The sequence below is a fragment of the Streptomyces sp. NPDC045955 genome (assembly GCF_056430805.1).
Genome location: NZ_JBWKKY010000005.1, coordinates 317361 through 334084, shown reverse-complemented (window position 1 = coordinate 334084; position 16724 = coordinate 317361). Strand labels below are relative to the sequence as shown.

Here is a 16724-nt window from a genome sequence, read left to right as displayed (position 1 = left end):
CGACGAACCGGGTCGAGCGGGAGGTGCCCCCATCCCGGCCGGTCTGGGTGAGGACGTCGGAGGCGGCGAACTCGGCGGCGCGGGCGATGCCGAGGTCGATGACGCGGGGGGGGGCCGTCGTCGGCGAGCTTCACGTGGGCCGGCTTCAGATCGCGGTGGACGACTCCGGCGCGGTGCATGTCGCGCAGCGCCTCGGCCAGGCCGGCGGCGAGTTCGCGCAGGCGGGGCGGGGGAAGCGGGCCGTGCTCGTGGACGTGGCTGCCGAGGTCGATGCCCGGGATGTAGAGCGTGGCCATCCAGGGGCGCGGCGCGGCGGCGTCCGCGTCCACGACGGGGGCCGTGAAGGCTCCGCCGACCTGGCGGGCGGCGGCCACCTCGCGGCGGAAACGGGCGCGGAACTCGTCGTCGTCGGCGTACTGGCCGTGCACGGCCTTGATCGCGAGGGGCCGGCCAGAGGCCGAACGGGCCAGGTAGACCCACCCATGCCGCCAGGGCCGAGGCGGTCCTCGATGCGGTGGCCGCCCAGCTCGGCCGGGTCCGAGTCGCGCAGCGCCCTCCCCGTTACGTTCCCCCGTCACGCACCGTCCCCTGGTCGGGGAGGGGCGTATCCGCACGTGCGCCGAGCCGACAGCAGCGGCCCGGTCAGAAGCTGATGGAGTTGATGGTCTCCGCTATCGAGTTGAGGAATCGCTGGATGGAGGGGGCCATGCCGGTGGAGGCGAGGAAGAAGCCGAAGAGGATCGCCACGATCGCGGGCCCTGCCTTGATGGATCCCCCTCTCAGCAACACCACAAGGATGATCGCCAACAGCAGCACCACAGACAGTGAAATGGCCACAACTGATCACACCCTCGGTCGGTCCGCTCTCCCGGCCCGGGGACGCGACCCCGCGCACCCCGCCAGAACCATCGTGCCACCAACCCGGCCGGGCTATGCGGATCGTGACGCATCGACCACCTCACTCGTGTCCGGACCGGTGCGCGACGCTTGCGGCCGGAGGCCGAACGGCAGGGACTCGTAAGGGAATTCGAGCCACCACCCGCACAGGGAATTCGACCGAATCGTTTCCACGCCCACACAACGCGTTCGCAGCTAATTCGAATTGCCCCCGCAAGTTCCCAACGACCCCGCGGGCGAACTCCGGAGAGGCACGGAAGGGGACATTCCGCCGGAGTCGCCTGCTGGTCTTATGCACCGCATAGTCCGGAAGTATCATGACAAGCAGGGCGGGGTGCAATGGACCCAGCCGTCGCCGGACGATGTGTTGGTCATCACTCCCGCAAGGACGTCAACTACCCGAAATCCGGGGTACCCACAGCGAATAGCCAGGATTCACATCCGGCGTTTTACGAATAGCCGCAGGGAACGCTAGGGTGCCTCAGATGTTCCACGCTGCCTCGTCCCCCGCAAGCGCAGCGAGGTCCCGGATCGTCTCCCCGAGCTCCTGGTGGGAGGGTCTGTGACGAACTCGCTGCGACCGAACGGCGACCGCAGGGCGCCACTTCCCCCGGCACAGTCCTCTGCCGACGGAGTGCCGAGCCCGCGCTCGCCGCAGAGCCCCCAGAAGACGCAGAACGGCAAGCAGCGCGACGCGTTCTTCGACAACGCCAAGTACCTCGCGATCGTGCTGGTCGCCATGGGCCACGCCTGGGAACCGCTCAAGGGCGACAGCCGGATACTCGAGGCCGCGTACCAGGTCGTCTACGCGTTCCACATGCCGGCGTTCATCATCATCTCCGGCTACTTCTCGCGCAGTTTCGACATGCGGCCCGACCGGCTCAAGCGCCTGATCACCGGTGTGGCCGTGCCGTACATCGTCTTCGAGACGGCCTACCCGCTCTTCAAGCGGTTCATCGACAACGATCCGCACCAGGACATCAGCCTCCTCGACCCCTGGTACCTGACCTGGTTCCTGTGCGCGCTGTTCATCTGGCGGCTGACCACGCCCATCTGGAAGATGGCGCGCTGGCCGCTGCCGCTCGCGCTCGGCCTCGCGATGCTCGCGACCGTCTCCCCGGAGATCGGTGACGACCTCGACCTCCAGCGGGTCCTGCAGTTCCTGCCGTTCTTCGTGCTGGGCCTCGTGATGAAGCCCGAGCACTTCCACATGGTGCGCCGGCGTTCCGTGCGGATCGCCTCGGTGCCCGTCTTCGCCGCCGCGCTTGCCTTCAGCTGGTGGGCCGTGCCGCGCATGAACACCGCCTGGTTCTACCACCGGGACGCCGCGCAGGAGCTGGGCGCGCCGTGGTGGACCGGCCCGGTCATGGTGCTCGCGATGTTCGGCTGCTCCCTGGTGCTGACCGCCTGCTTCTTCGCCTGGGTGCCGCGCCGCCACATGTGGTTCACCGCGCTCGGCGCCGGCACGCTCTACGGCTACCTGCTGCACGGCTTCCTGGTGAAGGCCGGCGACTACCAGGGCTGGTTCGAGCCGGCGTGGATGCACCGGCCGCTCGGTGAGATCGCCGTGACCGTCGCCGCGGCCGCCGTCGTGACGGTGCTCTGCACCAAGCCTGTGCAGCGGGTCTTCCGGTTCGCGATGGAGCCGAAGATGGAGTGGGCCTTCAAGCGGGACGCGGCCGAGGTCGCCCGTGAGCGCCAGAGCGCCGAGCGGCGCGAGCGCGAGCGCGAGCGCGAGAAGGTCAACGCCTGACGCCCCTACCCCGGTTCATCCGACCAGACCGAGAAGTGCGCGCATCCGCGTGTACTTCTCGGTCAGTCGTTTGCGGGTGGCCTCGTCGAGGACCGCGAGGCGTGCCGGGTCCGCGTTGTGCGCCAGGTCCGACTCCTTCACCAGCAGCGCGCCGGGCGTGGCGAGGATACGCGCGGCGTACGCCTCGGGCGGCTCCCCGGCCCGCTTGGTGACCGCCAGGACGATGTCCTTGGTACGGCTGCTCAGCACGGCCTGGCGCAGCCACTCGGGTGAGAGCGCGTCGTCCTCGACGGCGTCGTGCAGCCAGGCTGCCGCGATCTGCTCCTCGTCGCCGCCCCGCGCCCGGACGCCCTCCGCGACGGCCTGGAGATGCTCCGCGTAGGGCCGTCCGGCCTTGTCGGTCTGGCCTGCGTGCGCGGCGCGGGCGGTGGCCTCGACCTCGGCCAGGGTCAGCGGGGTGCGGGGTGTCTCGGTCACGGCTCCAGTGTGCATCCGCAGAAGCGCACTTCAGCGGGGAGCGGCGGCCGTCGGGCCCTCCCGGCAGATCAGCAGCAGCGCCCGGTCGTCGTTGACGTCCTTGGCCACCGCCTCGATGAGGTGCCAGGCGGCGCCGTGGAAGCCGCCCGCCACGTACCGGTCGGCCTCGCCGGTGAGACGGTCGATGCCCTCGACGATGTCGCGGTCGGAGGTCTCCACCAGGCCGTCCGTGAACAGCATCAGCACGTCACCCGGGCGGAGCGAGCCCTTGACCGGGTCGAACTGGGCGCCGTCGTACACGCCGAGGAGCGGGCCCTCGGCCGTCTTCTCCTCCCAGCGGCCGCTGCCCGCGCTGAGCTGGAGGCCCGGCGGGTGGCCGGCGGAGTAGAGCTCGTAGTCGCCGGAGTCGAGGTCCAGGACCAGATGGATGGAGGTGGCGAAGCCCTCGTCCCAGTCCTGGCGGAGCAGATAGCCGTTCGCTGCCGGCAGGAAGGCGTGCGGGGGCAGCGAGCCCAGGAGGCCGCCGAACGCGCCGGACAGGAGCAGGGCGCGGGAGCCCGCGTCCATGCCCTTGCCGGAGACGTCGGTGAGGACGACCTCAAGCGTACGGCCGCCGTTGGTGCGGGCCGCCACCACGAAGTCACCCGAGAAGGACTGGCCGCCCGCCGGGCGCAGCGCCATCTCCCGGTGCCAGCCGTCCGGCAGGCCGGGCAGCTTGCTCTGCACCCGGATGCGTTCACGCAGGTCGAACAGCATGGTGCCGCCGCGCCGCCACGGCACACCGACCCGGCTGCGGAACTGCGCCAGCAGCAGCCCGAAGAAACCGCACGCCGCGACCACGAGCACCACGCCCGGGGTGACCCTGGACGGGCCTTCCGTGTAGGGGCCGAGCCGCACCGACTCCACGATCAGGGCCGTGGCCGCCGCCGCGTACAGGCCGAGCAGGCTCGCCGGGCGCAGCACCAGGCCGCCCACGACGACCGGCAGGACCAGCGCGGCCGGCGAGAACCACACCGAATTGGCCAGCGTCGCCGCCGCGACCAGCGGGACCATCAGGAGCAGGCCGGCCAGGGCGATCCAGTCCGAGCCGTCGCCGCGGAAGTAGTCCACGGCGGCCCGGCGCACGCCGACGCGGGCCCGGTGCCACTGCTTCTTCAACCGGGCCGTGAACGTCTCGGCTTCCGCGCGCCGCTCTCGTCCTGCTGCCATTAGTTCGGGACCCTATCCATCGGACCGGCCACTTGGCACGGGAGGTCCTACTTGTCCCCCGTCAGAGGGCCGATTTCCCAGTGACCTTCGTGGTGCGCCGCCTGTCGCCGGCCGGGAGAAATTCCCTCGCTCGTCCCGCATTGCCCTGATAGGCATGGGCCATGGTGACTGACACGACCGGCCCTGCGGCGACCCTGCGGGTGCTTCAGCGGGACGACTGGGACAAGTGGTACGACACTCTCATTCGCGCCTTCGGCGGAGTGCCCGAGTCCGCCGAGGAGCGGGAGTTGTGGGACTCGCTGACCGAGTGCGACCGTTCGCTCGGTGTGTGGGAGGGGGACGCCTGTGTGGGGACGGCGGGGGCGTTCTCCTTCCGGCTCACCGTGCCCGGCGGGGCCTCGGTGCCGGCCGCGGGCGTCACGATGGTGAGCGTGGCCGCCACGCACCGCCGGCGCGGTGTCCTGACGTCGATGATGCGGCGGCAGCTGGACGACGTCCGTGCGTGGGGTGAGCCCCTGGCCGTGCTGACGGCCTCCGAGCCGGCGATCTACGGCCGGTTCGGATACGGCGCGGCCACCTTCCAGTTGAACGCCGAGATCGACACGAGCCGGGTGCGGCTGGCCTCGCTGCCGGCGGGTACGGACGACATACGCCTGCGCTACGCCGATCCGGCCGAGGTCGTCGACGTGTGCGAGGCCGTGTACGCGCAACTGGTGCCGTCACGGCCGGGGATGCTGGCGCGGCAGCCCGGTTGGGAGCGGGTCGGGGTGCTCGATCCGGAGAGCGAGCGGGCCGGGACGTCGCCGCTCCAGTGCGTCCTCGCCGAACGGGACGGCGAGACGGTCGGGTACGCCCGGTACCGCGTCAAGCCGGGCTGGGAGTACACCGGGGCCAACGGCACGGTGACGCTGGAGAACTCGGCCGCGCTGGATCCCGCGGCGGACGCGGCGCTGCTGCGGTTCCTGTTCGGTATCGACCTGACGTCGACGCTGGTGCTGCGGGGGCGGCCGGTCGACGACGCGTGGCAGTACCTGGTGTCCGACATACGGCGGTGTCAGCCGCGGTTGCGGGATTCGCTGTACGTACGGCTGGTGGATGTCGGGGCCGCGCTGGAGGCGCGGACGTATCAGACGCCGGTGGACGTGGTGTTCGAGGTGGAGGACGCGTTCTGTCCCTGGAACAGCGGGCGTTGGCGGCTCAGCGGCGATGCGAAGGGGGCGTCCTGCGAGCGTACGGCGGACGCGGCTGATGTCGCGTTGTCCGTACGGGAGTTGGGGGCGGCGTATCTCGGTGGGGTGAGCCTCGGGGCGTTGGGGGCGGCGGGGCGTGTGCGGGAGGTGCGGCCGGGGGCCTTGGCGGAGGCGTCGCTGGGGTTCGGGAGCGGGGCGGTGGCGCCGTGGTTGCCGCACGGTTTCTGACATCGGGGGATTCTCAGGGGCGTTGGCAGGCCGGGCACCAGAAGAGGTTGCGGGCGGCGAGATCGGCGGTGCGGATCTCGCCGCCACAGATGTGGCAGGGCTGGTTGGCCCTGCGGTAGACGTACACCTCGCCGCCGTGGTCGTCCACGCGGGGTGGGCGGCCCATCGCCTCCGGCGTGTGCTCCGGGCGGACCGTGTCGATGCGGTTGTTGCGGACGCCCTCGTGCATGAGCTCGACCAGGTCGGTCCAGATCGCGTGCCACTCGGGCGGGGTGATGTCCTTGCCGGGGCGGTACGGGTCGATGCGGTGCCGGAAGAGGACCTCGGCGCGGTAGACGTTTCCCACGCCGGCGATGACCTTCTGGTCCATGAGGAGGGCGGCGATGGTCGTACGGCTGCGGGAGACACGGCGGTACGCGGTGTCCGGGTCGGCGTCGTCGCGCAGGGGGTCGGGGCCGAGGCGGTCGTGTATCGCCTGCTTCTCCGGGGGTGTGATGAGGGCGCAGGTGCTGGGGCCGCGGAGGTCGACGCAGGTCGTGTCGTTCGCCAGGCGGAGGCGGATCGTGTCGGTGGGTGGGGGTGCGGGGGTGGGGGCGAAGGTGACCTTGCCGAAGAGGCCGAGGTGGATGTGGATCCAGTCGGTGGTGCGGAAGCCGAGGAAGAGGTGTTTGCCGTGGGCTTCCGTGTGGGTGAGTTCCGAGCCGGTGAGGAGGGTGGCGGCGGCGGTGAACTTGCCCTGGGGGCTGGTGATGCGGGGGGTTGTGCCGAGGAAGGAGGTGGCGTAGTCGTGGGCCAGTCGATGGATGGTGTGGCCTTCCGGCACGGGTGCCTCCTGTGTTTGTCGCCTTGCGAGCTCTCCCACCCGCCCGCCCGAAGCAGTTCCTCAAGGGGCCGAGGTCGAAAGCCCCGGGGCTCCGCCCCGGACCCCGGCGGGGACTGCGTCCCCCGCACCGGCCGAAACAGTTCCTCAAGGGGCCGAGGTCGAAAGCCCCGGGGCTCCGCCCCGGACCCCGGCGGGGACTGCGTCCCCCGCACCCCTCGCGGGGCTCCGCCCCTGCACCCCGAAGAGGGGCTGCGCCCCTCGTCCCGCATCGGGCCCGGATGTGCTGGACACCCGCACGCGGCCCGGATGTCCGGCGTCCGCCGGAGCCCGAGTCTGCTGGACACCCGCGTCCGGCCCGAGTGCGTTGGACACCCGCGTCCGGGGCCGAGTGCGATCGGTCACCGCGGCCGGCTCCGGATGCTCCGTGCCCTCGCATCAGGCTCGGATGCGCTGGGTGGGCTCGAGGGCTCAAGTCCCTCGTTGGGCTCAGCCCGCGTGGAGGTCATTCGGGCCCCACATGGGGCCCGGGCCCCCCGAGGGTAAGCCCCTTGGGGGCCGAGCCCACGGTTGAGCTCGGGTCCGTGATGCGTTCGGGCGTTGCGCTCCGCTTCGGGTCAGACGCTGGGGACCCGGTCCGGCTCGGAGGCCGGAAGCGGGGTGGGGGGGAGCCCCGCCTCCGGTTGGGGCGTGGCCCGTCGGGCCGGGCCCTGTGCCGCGTGGAGCAGCCGCCTGCCCCCAGGGGGTGGGGCTGAGGGGCTTACTGCTGGGGGTGGTGGGGCGGGATGGGCGGGAGGTCGCCGGTCGACTCGTACGTGTCGAGCATGTCGATTCGGCGGATGTGACGTTCGTCACCGGAGAACGGCGTGCTGAGGAACGTCTCGATGAACGCCGTCGCCTCGTCCTGCGAGTGCATGCGCGCGCCCACGGCGACGACGTTCGCGTTGTTGTGCTGGCGGCCGAGCGCCGCCGTCTCCTCGCTCCAGGCCAGGGCCGCGCGGACGCCCTTGACCTTGTTCGCGGCGATCTGCTCGCCGTTGCCGGAGCCGCCGATGACGATGCCGAGGGCGTCGGGGTCCGCAGCCGTCCGCTCCGCGGCGCGGAGGCAGAAGGGCGGGTAGTCGTCCTGGGCGTCGTAGATGTGCGGGCCGCAGTCGACGGGGTCGTGACCCGCCGCCTTCAGCCACTCGACGAGGTGGTTCTTGAGTTCGTAGCCCGCATGGTCCGAGCCGAGGTACACGCGCATGGGACGAGTGTGACACGGGTGTTTCGGGGCAGGCGCGCGGGGTGGCGCTCATGAAAACTTGACGTGAGTGTGAGCCGGATTACGGAAGCTCAGGAAAACCTCAAGTAACAATCTGGATTCAAAGGTTCTCCTATCCGTTCGCCTCCGATTCACTGGACCGGCTCGTACACCGCTCGTATGGGCCCCTGTACACCGTCACCCCGCGACCTACCCCGTTCGTGCGGCTGTGGCGGTCCGTACGGAAAACAGCTCCCCGGCGCAAAGGAAATCCGTTCCATGACCTCGCAGCCGACTCTCAAGAACACAGGACACGAACGCGGAGGGCCCGGAGACCCCGGTGACGGCTCCGGGCTCCAGGCCGGGCTGAAGAGCCGGCATCTGTCGATGATCGCCATCGGTGGCGTCATCGGGGCGGGCCTGTTCGTCGGGTCCAGCTCCGGCATCGCCACCGCCGGGCCCGGCATCCTGCTGTCGTACGCCCTCGTCGGCACGCTCGTCGTGCTGGTGATGCGGATGCTCGGTGAGATGTCGGCCGCCAACCCGACGTCGGGTTCCTTCTCCGCGCACGCCGACCGCGCGCTCGGGTCCTGGGCCGGTTTCTCCATCGGCTGGCTGTACTGGTTCTTCTGGGTGGTCGTGCTGGCGGTCGAGGCGACCGCCGGTGCGGTGATCCTGGAGGGGTGGATACCGGCCGTGCCGCAGTGGGCCTGGGCCCTGATCGTGATGCTGGTGCTCACCGCCACCAACCTCGTCTCCGTCGGGTCGTACGGAGAGTTCGAGTTCTGGTTCGCCGGGATCAAGGTGGTCGCGATCGCCGCGTTCATCGTCATCGGCGGGCTGGCCGTGTTCGGGCTCCTGCCGGGTGTGGACAGTGAGCAGGCCGGGCTGAGCAACCTCACCGAGCACGGGGGCTTCCTGCCCCACGGTCCCGGGGCGATCCTCACCGGTGTGCTGCTCGTCGTCTTCTCCTTCATGGGCAGCGAGATCGCCACCCTGGCCGCCGGTGAGTCCGAGAACCCGCAGCAGGCCGTCACCAAGGCCACCAACAGCATCATCTGGCGTGTCGCCGTGTTCTACCTCGGCTCGATCTTCGTCGTGGTGTCCCTGCTGCCCTGGGACAGCAAGTCCATCACCAAGGACGGCTCGTACGTCGCCGCGCTCGACTCCCTCGGTATTCCGCACGCCGGCCAGATCATGAACTTCATCGTGCTGACCTCGGTGCTGTCCTGTCTCAACTCCGGCCTCTACACCGCCTCCCGCATGGCCTTCTCGCTCGGCCAGCGCGGTGACGCCCCGAAGGGCTTCGCCCGGACGACCGCCAACGGCGTGCCCCGCACGGCGATCCTCGCGTCCGTCGCCTTCGGATTCGTCGCCGTGTTCTTCAACTACAAGTTCCCCGACTCCGTCTTCCTCTTCCTCGTGAACTCCAGTGGCGCTGTCGCCCTGTTCGTGTGGCTGGTGATCTGCTTCTCCCAGCTGCGGATGCGGAGGATCATCCAGGCCGAGGCGCCGGAGAAGCTCGTCGTGAAGATGTGGCTGTACCCGTACCTGACCTGGGCGACGGCCGCGCTGATCGTGTTCATCCTCGGTTACATGCTCACCGACACCGAGCACGACGGCCGCGAGACCATGCTGCTGTCGCTGCTCGTCGCGGCGCTCGTCCTCGTCGTCGCCTTCGTGAAGGAGCAGGTCCTCGGGGGGCGGCGGGCCGCCGCTGCCGCCACGCAGGCGCAAGGACAGGCGCAGGCGCAGGACGACAGGCGGGATGAGGTTTCGGCCGGCTGACCGGCCTTTTCCCGATGCCCCCCGTTCGTGGTGAACGGGGGGCTTTTCCGTTGCCGCCTACAGCACCGTGAAGCTGTCCTTGACCTTCTCGTACGTGCGGAGGGCTTCCGGTTCGATGCCGGAGTCGTACCAGGTGTTGATCTGGTACGACTTGCCGCCCGAGTTGAAGCCGAGCAGGCGGGCGTGCCAGTGGACGCCCCTCAGCGTGAACGTGTACTCCCAGACCACCGCCGGATGGCCGCGGAACGTCGTCTCCTCCAGGCGGACCTTCCGGTAGTCCTCGCCCTGCTGGGCGTTGCGCTCCGAGGTCTGCCAGGTCTCCAGCAGGTCGCCGCGGGCCAGGGACGACTTGCCGACGAGTTCCTGGGTGCCGTCCGGGGAGGTGTAGTGCACCTCCGCGCCCGTCTTCACGTCCCGCCGCCAGCCGTCAGGGGTCGCCCAGGCGAATCCTCCGGCCTCCCGGTGCGCGCCCGGCGGCAGGCTGTGCGGCCTGGATGTGCCCTCGACGGTGGGTGAAGGGGTGGAGTCGGAGGTGGAGTCAGGGGTGGAGTCGGAGGTGGGTGGTGCGGAGGCCGAGGTGCCTGCGCGGGGGGCGTCGTCGCCTGCTGAGCCGGATGTCGTCGCCAGCACGATTCCTACGACGGCGCCGACCGTCGCGACCGTGGCTGCCGCGGCGGCGAGCATCGTACGGCGGTGGCCGGCGCGGGGGCGGGCTGCGGCCGGTGTGGCGGGGCCGGGGAGTTCGCCCGGCGGCATCGCGGTGGGTGCCGGGTGGGGGCGGCACTCCGTCGCCGCCTGTGCTCGGCTGAGGGAGACGGGGCTCGGGCGGGGGGTGGTCGGGGTGGCGTGGGGCGCTGTGGTGTGTGGCGTAGGGGTGGTGGCGGGGGTTGGCGAACCGGCCCTGTTCGGCTGGGGCTTCGCCGGGGGTGTGGGGGTCGGGGTGGGGTGTTCGTCCGGCTGCGGGTGTTCGTGCGCGTCGGGGGGCTTGTCCGGGTCGGGTGCGGGCTCGGGCTCGGGCGTGGGCTGGCGGTCCGGCCTCGCGGCGGTGGGGTCCTGAGCGGGGGCCGCATGCGACACCGGCTCCACATCCGACGGCTCCGGCTCCGGCAGCCCCGCAGTCCGCTCGAGCCGTTCCCGTATCGCCCCCACCGGCACCGTGGGCGTCGGTGCCGGGAACGCGACCGGCTCCAAGGCCGCTTCCAGTTCATCCAAACCCGGGCGGACCGACGGTTCCTTTTCCAGCAGGGACGTCAGGATGCCGCGCAACGGGCCGGACGTGGCGGGGAGTTCGGGCTCCTCGTACAGGACCGCGTGCAGGGTCGCGAGCGTGGTGTCGCGGGCGAAGGGGGAACGGCCGCCGAGGGCCGCGCAGAGCGTCGCGCCGAGGGACCAGACGTCGGACGGTGGGCCCTGCGGGCGGCCGGAGATGCGCTCGGGGGCCATGTAGTCGGGCGAGCCGACCAGCATGCCGACCATGGTGAGCGCCTTGGCGTCCTGGATCGCGGCGATGCCGAAGTCCGTGAGGACGACGCGCCCGGAGGCGGTGCCGCGTCCCGGCCCGGCCGATCCGCCCCAGGTCTCCACCAGCACGTTGCCCGGCTTGATGTCCCGGTGCAGTACTCCCCGCGCGTGCACCTGCCGTAGCGCCGCGACCAGGCCGAGTCCGAGCCGGGCCGTGTCGCCGCGGGTCAGTGGGCCGCCCTCCGCGAGGATCCGTTCGAGGGAGCGGCCCGCGACCAACTCCATGACGATCCACAGGCGTTCGCCCTCGTCGACCACGTCGTAGACCCGTACGACATTGGGGTGGTCGATCCGGGCCGTGGCCCTGGCCTCGCGCAGGGTGCGTTCGCGGCGCGTCCCGCTGTCCTCCGCGTCGAGGCCGTCGATACGCATTTCCTTGACGGCGACCTGCCGGTCGAGTATTTCGTCGGTGGCTCGCCACACCCGCCCCATTCCCCCCTGGCCGATACTTTCGACCAGCCGATAGCGCCCCGTCACCAATATCCCTGGAACACCGCCGATGTTCGCATTCCCCGGCAATCCGATGCACCCCCTCCGCGACGCCGCGACCCACTCCAGTGAAACACAACGGTCACACTTCGTGCCGTATCAGGATAGTGCCGGGAAATCTTGTGGTAGCTCTTTCAGTACTGGCGAATTCTGGTGCAGGCCAGGGCAGTCCAGGGGGACGCAAAGGGGGGCGAACATGAGTTCTCGTCGCGCGGCGGCGGTCGCGGGATCGCTGGTGGCGGCATCCTTCACGGCCGTAGTGATCCTTTCCGGAACGGCCGGAGCGGAAGACGAAGGGCCCGCGAGCAGCAAGGGGGGAAAGGTCGTCGACGAGGCGCCGGCGGGGGTGAAGCTGACCACGCTGCTGCCCGAGAAGATCTCGGTCGACAACGGCTCCGAAAAATCAGCACTCACCGCCACGGTGAAGAACGAGGGGACCAAGGACAGCGGGAAGATCCAGCTTTTGGTCGTCGGTTTCGACGGGCTCACCGTCAAGAACGTCCAAGGGTGTTCCCCGATAGCCGAGAACAACCTTCCGGAGGGTTCGAACAGCGGTTTCAGCTGCCCCCTCGACAATCTCGCGGCCGGTGCGTCGAAGTCGTACTCCGTCGACGCGACGTACGACCTGGGCAAGACCGGGAAGATCTGTCTGCCCGTGCAGACGGGCGACGGGAAGAAGACGTTCTGGCAGCAGGGCCCGGTGCCGTTCGGCACGACGAATCCGTCACCGGACGCACCGGCGACGCCGCTGCTGCTCGGCACCGACAACGAGCCGGTGTCCCCCGGCAAGCCGGATTCCCCGGGCGGCAAGGAGCTGCCGAAGACCGGTCCGGCGCGCGATCTGCTGCCGCTGGGGGCGGCCGGTGCGTCGCTGCTCGCGGCGGGCGTGGCGGGGATGTGGTGGTCCCAGCGGCGGCCGGCGCGGCAGGGGGTCTGAGCGGGCGGGCTGACGCGACACACAACAGGAGAGGCTCGCCGGGGAGTTTCCCTCCCCGGCGAGCCTCTCCGTCGGCCGAGTACGTCACGTACTGCGGCCTCACCGCTTGTACTACGGCCTCACCGCTTGTCGGCGAACTTCCATGCCGTCGGCAGCGCCCCCATCGCCAGCGCCGCCTTCAGCGCGTCGCCGATCAGGAACGGCGTGAGGCCGGCGGCGATCGCGGCGGTGGCGGACATGCCGGTGGCGAGGGCCAGGTAGGGCACGCCGACGGCGTAGATGATCGCCTCGCCCACCAGCATCGTGCCCGCCATGCGCAGCATCGAGCGGTCGGCACCGCGGCGGGCCAGGGCGCCCACCACCGTGGAGGCGAGGATCATGCCGAGGATGTAGCCGAAGGAGGGGGCGACGCCGGAGGTGCCGCTCGCGAACCACGGCACACCGGCGAGGCCCGCCACGGCGTACAGCGCCAGCGCGAGGAAGCCGCGGCCGGCACCGAGGGACGTGCCGACGAGCAGCGCGGCGAAGGTCTGGCCGGTCACCGGCACCGGGGAACCGGGCACGGGCACCGAGAGCTGCGCGGCGAGGCCGGTGAGCGCCGCTCCGCCGAGCACGAGGGCCGCGTCCCGGACACGGGATGCGGGCAGCAGGTCGGCGAGGACCTGCCCGGTGCGGGCGGGTGTGGCAGCAGCGGTGCTCATGGGGACTCCGCGGGAGTGAGGGCCGTTCGGGACACCGTGACGCTATCCCGGCGCGCTCGCCGGGTTCACCGTCAGCGCTCGACAAAGGCGCGAACGCGCGGTTGGTTGACTCCGGACAAAAGGTGGGGGGTACACCGGGCGTGAAGTGATGCCGGTCACGGAGGCAGCGAGGCTTCGGTCACGGGGCGGGCGGGCAGGACGACTGTAGGGTTTCGCCAAATCGCCTTCTGGGCGGTTGTCAACCCTCCGGTTACGGACACTCACAGCGCGCGCTCCGGGTGTCCGCATCATGGACAGCCCTCCCTGCCGGACGGAGGGACCGCCCAGACTGGCGGCGTTTTTGCCCTCTCACGCCTCTCACGCATTGGACGATCCGCGCCCATGCCCAGCAGCACCACCACAGAGACACCGCCCAGCACGGACGACGTCTCCCTCTCCCATGGCCTGAAACAGCGCCACCTGTCGATGATCGCTCTCGGCGGGGTGATCGGCGCCGGACTGTTCGTCGGTTCCGGCGCGGGCATCGCCGCCGCCGGTCCGTCGATCGTGGTCGCCTACGCCCTCTCCGGCCTCCTCGTGATGCTGGTGATGCGGATGCTCGGCGAGATGTCGGCCGCGTATCCGTCGTCGGGTTCGTTCTCGGCGCACGCGGAGCGGGCGATCGGCCCCTGGGCCGGATTCACCGCCGGATGGGCCTTCTGGGTGCTGCTCTGCACGGCCGTCGGCCTGGAGGGCATCGGTGCCGCGAAGATCGTGAGCGGCTGGCTGCCGGGCACGCCGGAATGGGCGTGGGTGGCGCTGTTCATGGTCGTGTTCTGCGGCACGAACCTCGCGGCCGTGAAGAACTTCGGCGAGTTCGAGTTCTGGTTCGCGGCCCTGAAGGTCGGCGCGATCACCCTGTTCCTGGCGCTCGGTGTCCTGGCGATCCTCGGGATCCTGCCCGGCACGGACTCCCCCGGCGCCTCGCACCTCGCCGACTTCCTCCCCAACGGCGGCGAGGGCCTGGTCATCGGTCTGCTCGCCTCGGTCTTCGCCTACGGCGGGCTGGAGACGGTCACCATCGCGGCGGCCGAGTCGGAGAACCCCGTCAAGGGCGTGGCGAGCGCGGTCCGTACGGCGATGTGGCGTATCGCGCTGTTCTACGTCGGCTCGATGGCGGTCATCGTCACCCTGGTGCCGTGGGACTCCAAGGAGGTCGTCGAGAAGGGCCCGTACGTGGCCGCCCTCGACCAGCTCGGCATCCCGGGCGCCGGCCAGCTGATGAACGTCGTCGTGCTGGTGGCGCTGCTGTCCGCCATGAACGCCAACATCTACGGCGCTTCGCGCATCGCCTACTCGCTGGTGGAGCGCGGTCAGGGCCCGAAGGTGCTGGGCCGGGTCTCGGGCGGGGTGCCGCGGATCGCCGTGCTGGCCTCCTCCGTCTTCGGGTTCCTGTGCGTGCTGCTGAGCTACTGGCGGCCGAACGACGTCTTCTCCTGGCTGCTGAACATGATCGGCGCGGTGATCCTGGTCGTCTGGATCTTCATCGCCGTCTCCCAACTGCGGCTGCGGCGGCGCCTGGAGCGGGAGACGCCGGAGAAGCTGGTCGTGCGGATGTGGGCGTTCCCGTGGCTGACGTGGGTCGCGCTGGCCGGCATGGCCGCCGTCTTCGTCCTGATGGCCCGCCAGCCCGACACGCGGGTGCAGTTGTACTCGACGGGCGGGATGACGCTGGTCCTGGCGGCCGTCGGGTACGGGTGGCAGAAGGCGCGCGCCCGGCAGTAGGACCCCCTGGCGTCTCTTGGCGCCCCTGACGGAAGGCCCCCGCGAGACACGCGGGGGCCTTTTTGTGTGCCGTGACACCCGGCGCCTCCTCTCTTGCTGTTAGCGTGCAGTTGCAAGCTCATCGCAATAAGCCGGAGGGGATCCCGCCCATGCCCGTCTACACGCTGCCCGACCTGCCGTACGACTACTCCGCGCTCGCCCCCGTGATCAGCCCCGAGATCATCGAGCTGCACCACGACAAGCACCACGCCGCCTACGTGAAAGGCGCCAACGACACGTTGGAGCAGCTTGCGGAGGCGCGGGACAAGGGGACGTGGGGGGCGGTCAACGGGCTGGAGAAGAACCTGGCCTTCCACCTGTCCGGGCACATCCTGCACAGCATCTACTGGCAGAACATGACCGGCCCGAAGGACGGCGGCGGTGAGCCGCTGGCGCAGGACGGTGTGGGTGAGCTCGCGGACGCGATCGCCGAGTCGTTCGGGTCGTTCGCGAACTTCAAGGCACAGTTGTCCAAGGCGTCGGCGACCACGCAGGGCTCGGGCTGGGGCGTGCTGGCCTACGAGCCGCTGAGCGGGCGGCTGATCGTGGAGCAGGTCTACGACCACCAGGGCAACGTGGGGCAGGGCGCCACCCCGATCCTGGTCTTCGACGCCTGGGAGCACGCCTTCTACCTGCAGTACCGCAACCAGAAGGTGGACTTCATCGAGGCGATGTGGCAGGTCGTCAACTGGCAGGACGTGGCGCGGCGTTACGAGGCCGCCAAGTCCCGGGCGGACGTGCTGCTGCTGGCTCCCTGAGGGCGGTCCTGTGAAGCGTCCTGCCTCGTGATCGTCTTCTCACCCTTCACGCACGGCAGGCGGAAAGAAGGAAGCCCCCGCGAGGACGTGACTCGCGGGGGTTTCCCGTGTGTGTGCGGCGGCGGTGGTCAGGGCTTGCGGCCCAGCCCTCCGTGCTGGCCGATCGGTTCCGTCGGCCCGCCCGGCTCGGGGTGCCACAGCGGGACCGACACCACCCCCGGCTCCACCAGCTCCAGGCCCTCGAAGAACGCCTCGATCTGCTCCACCGGCCGCAGGAAGTACGGGACGGCGCCCGTCTCGTTGTAGGCGTCCTGCGCCTGCTCGTAGGCCGGGTCGGTGCCTCGGGAGCCCTCGTTGAGGGAGAGGTAGCTGCCCGAGGGCAGTCCTGCCATCAGGCGGCGAACCAGGTCGCGGGCCTTCTCGTAGTCGGCCACGTGGCCCAGGATGCCGCTGAGGATCAGGGCGGTGGGGCGGTTGAGGTCGAGTGTCCTGCCGGCGGCCGCGAGGATCTCCTCGGGCTCGTAGATGCTGATGGGCTCGTACGCCGTCGCGCCCTCGGAGGTGGAGGTGAGCAGGGCGCGGGCGTGCGCGAGGACCAGCGGGTCGTTGTCGACGTAGACGATCCGCGCCTCGGGGGCCAGGCGCTGGGCGACCTCGTGGGTGTTGTCGACGGTGGGCAGGCCGGTGCCGACGTCGAGGAACTGCCGTACGCCCGCCTCCCGGACCAGGTGGCGGATGCTGCGGCCGAGGAAGGCGTGGCTGCCGCGGGCGATGGTGACGATGCCGGGGAAGACGGCGGTGTAGGCGTCACCGGCCGCCTCGTCCACCGGGTAGTTGTCCTTGCCGCCCAGCCAGTGGTTCCAGATCCGGGCCGAGTGCGGGACCGACGTGTCGATCTGCGTCATGGGCC

The 16724-nt window shown here is 70.5% G+C and carries 14 protein-coding genes and 1 pseudogene; 6 read left to right on the top strand and 9 right to left on the bottom strand.

Translation table 11 applies throughout. The features are described from left to right. Positions 1 to 22: 22 nt before the first annotated feature. Positions 23 to 550, bottom strand: a pseudogene (locus AC07F0_RS13035) (protein kinase domain-containing protein); the annotation flags it as partial. Positions 551 to 642: 92 nt separating this feature from the next. Continuing rightward, entirely contained in the window at positions 643 to 837 is a 195-nt protein-coding gene (locus AC07F0_RS13030; RefSeq protein ID WP_031114136.1) for a hypothetical protein, read from the bottom strand. A 694-nt stretch (positions 838 to 1531) separates the two neighbouring features. Between AC07F0_RS13030 and AC07F0_RS13025 the strand changes: the two genes are divergently transcribed. Beyond that, positions 1532 to 2650, top strand: coding sequence for an acyltransferase family protein (locus AC07F0_RS13025; protein ID WP_478977933.1), 1119 nt, complete (start codon positions 1532 to 1534; stop codon positions 2648 to 2650). A gap of 15 nt (positions 2651 to 2665) precedes the next feature. Here the strand turns inward: AC07F0_RS13025 and AC07F0_RS13020 are convergent, their stop codons facing one another. Both AC07F0_RS13020 and AC07F0_RS13015 read right to left on the bottom strand, forming a co-directional pair. After that, complete coding sequence (locus AC07F0_RS13020) at positions 2666 to 3127, bottom strand: HD domain-containing protein (protein WP_478977930.1); 462 nt, start codon at positions 3125 to 3127, stop codon at positions 2666 to 2668. Between the two features lie 30 nt (positions 3128 to 3157). After that, a complete protein-coding gene (locus tag AC07F0_RS13015; protein WP_478977927.1) occupies positions 3158 to 4336 on the bottom strand; it encodes a SpoIIE family protein phosphatase in 1179 nt (392 codons plus the stop codon). A 161-nt stretch (positions 4337 to 4497) separates the two neighbouring features. Here AC07F0_RS13015 and AC07F0_RS13010 point away from each other — a divergent pair, with 161 nt between their 5' ends. After that, the gene (locus AC07F0_RS13010) at positions 4498 to 5754 is read left to right on the top strand and encodes a GNAT family N-acetyltransferase (RefSeq protein WP_478977924.1); all 1257 of its coding nucleotides are present in this window, start codon (positions 4498 to 4500) and stop codon (positions 5752 to 5754) included. A gap of 13 nt (positions 5755 to 5767) precedes the next feature. On the opposite strand, the gene AC07F0_RS13005 is transcribed toward AC07F0_RS13010, so the two are convergent. Both AC07F0_RS13005 and AC07F0_RS13000 read right to left on the bottom strand, forming a co-directional pair. Beyond that, entirely contained in the window at positions 5768 to 6577 is an 810-nt protein-coding gene (locus tag AC07F0_RS13005; RefSeq protein WP_478977921.1) for an Fpg/Nei family DNA glycosylase, read from the bottom strand. A gap of 757 nt (positions 6578 to 7334) precedes the next feature. Continuing rightward, on the bottom strand, positions 7335 to 7820 hold the full coding sequence (locus AC07F0_RS13000; protein WP_478977918.1) for a ribose-5-phosphate isomerase: 486 nt from the start codon (positions 7818 to 7820) through the stop codon (positions 7335 to 7337). Between the two features lie 276 nt (positions 7821 to 8096). On the opposite strand from AC07F0_RS13000, the gene AC07F0_RS12995 reads away from it, so the two are divergent. Next, positions 8097 to 9605 carry an amino acid permease gene (locus tag AC07F0_RS12995; protein ID WP_478977915.1) on the top strand — a complete coding sequence of 503 codons (1509 nt, stop codon included), beginning with the start codon at positions 8097 to 8099 and terminating at the stop codon, positions 9603 to 9605. 57 nt (positions 9606 to 9662) lie between these two features. Here the strand turns inward: AC07F0_RS12995 and AC07F0_RS12990 are convergent, their stop codons facing one another. Continuing rightward, positions 9663 to 11558 (bottom strand): serine/threonine-protein kinase, encoded by a 1896-nt coding sequence (locus AC07F0_RS12990; RefSeq protein WP_478977912.1) that lies wholly within the window; start codon positions 11556 to 11558, stop codon positions 9663 to 9665. 253 nt (positions 11559 to 11811) lie between these two features. Here AC07F0_RS12990 and AC07F0_RS12985 point away from each other — a divergent pair, with 253 nt between their 5' ends. Beyond that, the gene (locus AC07F0_RS12985; protein WP_478977910.1) at positions 11812 to 12552 is read left to right on the top strand and encodes a hypothetical protein; all 741 of its coding nucleotides are present in this window, start codon (positions 11812 to 11814) and stop codon (positions 12550 to 12552) included. Between the two features lie 119 nt (positions 12553 to 12671). Here the strand turns inward: AC07F0_RS12985 and AC07F0_RS12980 are convergent, their stop codons facing one another. Next, positions 12672 to 13253, bottom strand: coding sequence for a biotin transporter BioY (locus AC07F0_RS12980; RefSeq protein ID WP_436727569.1), 582 nt, complete (start codon positions 13251 to 13253; stop codon positions 12672 to 12674). 381 nt (positions 13254 to 13634) lie between these two features. Between AC07F0_RS12980 and AC07F0_RS12975 the strand changes: the two genes are divergently transcribed. Both AC07F0_RS12975 and AC07F0_RS12970 read left to right on the top strand, forming a co-directional pair. After that, the gene (locus AC07F0_RS12975; protein WP_478977907.1) at positions 13635 to 15017 is read left to right on the top strand and encodes an amino acid permease; all 1383 of its coding nucleotides are present in this window, start codon (positions 13635 to 13637) and stop codon (positions 15015 to 15017) included. A gap of 149 nt (positions 15018 to 15166) precedes the next feature. Continuing rightward, positions 15167 to 15814: a superoxide dismutase gene (locus AC07F0_RS12970; protein WP_436727571.1), complete on the top strand. Its 648-nt coding sequence runs from the start codon at positions 15167 to 15169 to the stop codon at positions 15812 to 15814. Positions 15815 to 15942: 128 nt separating this feature from the next. On the opposite strand, the gene AC07F0_RS12965 is transcribed toward AC07F0_RS12970, so the two are convergent. Next, a complete protein-coding gene (locus AC07F0_RS12965; RefSeq protein WP_478977904.1) occupies positions 15943 to 16719 on the bottom strand; it encodes an SAM-dependent methyltransferase in 777 nt (258 codons plus the stop codon). Positions 16720 to 16724 lie beyond the last annotated feature (5 nt).

What these genes read in the sequence shown, in the direction of transcription:
- AC07F0_RS13015 (WP_478977927.1), bottom strand. Translation starts at nt 4,336, where the DNA reads ATGGCAGCAGGACGAGAGCGGCGCGCGGAAGCCGAGACGTTCACGGCC.
- AC07F0_RS13010 (WP_478977924.1), top strand. Translation starts at nt 4,498, where the DNA reads ATGGTGACTGACACGACCGGCCCTGCGGCGACCCTGCGGGTGCTTCAG.
- AC07F0_RS13000 (WP_478977918.1), bottom strand. Translation starts at nt 7,820, where the DNA reads ATGCGCGTGTACCTCGGCTCGGACCATGCGGGCTACGAACTCAAGAAC.
- AC07F0_RS12995 (WP_478977915.1), top strand. Translation starts at nt 8,097, where the DNA reads ATGACCTCGCAGCCGACTCTCAAGAACACAGGACACGAACGCGGAGGG.
- AC07F0_RS12990 (WP_478977912.1), bottom strand. Translation starts at nt 11,558, where the DNA reads ATGGGGCGGGTGTGGCGAGCCACCGACGAAATACTCGACCGGCAGGTC.
- AC07F0_RS12985 (WP_478977910.1), top strand. Translation starts at nt 11,812, where the DNA reads ATGAGTTCTCGTCGCGCGGCGGCGGTCGCGGGATCGCTGGTGGCGGCA.
- AC07F0_RS12980 (WP_436727569.1), bottom strand. Translation starts at nt 13,253, where the DNA reads ATGAGCACCGCTGCTGCCACACCCGCCCGCACCGGGCAGGTCCTCGCC.
- AC07F0_RS12975 (WP_478977907.1), top strand. Translation starts at nt 13,635, where the DNA reads ATGCCCAGCAGCACCACCACAGAGACACCGCCCAGCACGGACGACGTC.
- AC07F0_RS12970 (WP_436727571.1), top strand. Translation starts at nt 15,167, where the DNA reads ATGCCCGTCTACACGCTGCCCGACCTGCCGTACGACTACTCCGCGCTC.
- AC07F0_RS12965 (WP_478977904.1), bottom strand. Translation starts at nt 16,719, where the DNA reads ATGACGCAGATCGACACGTCGGTCCCGCACTCGGCCCGGATCTGGAAC.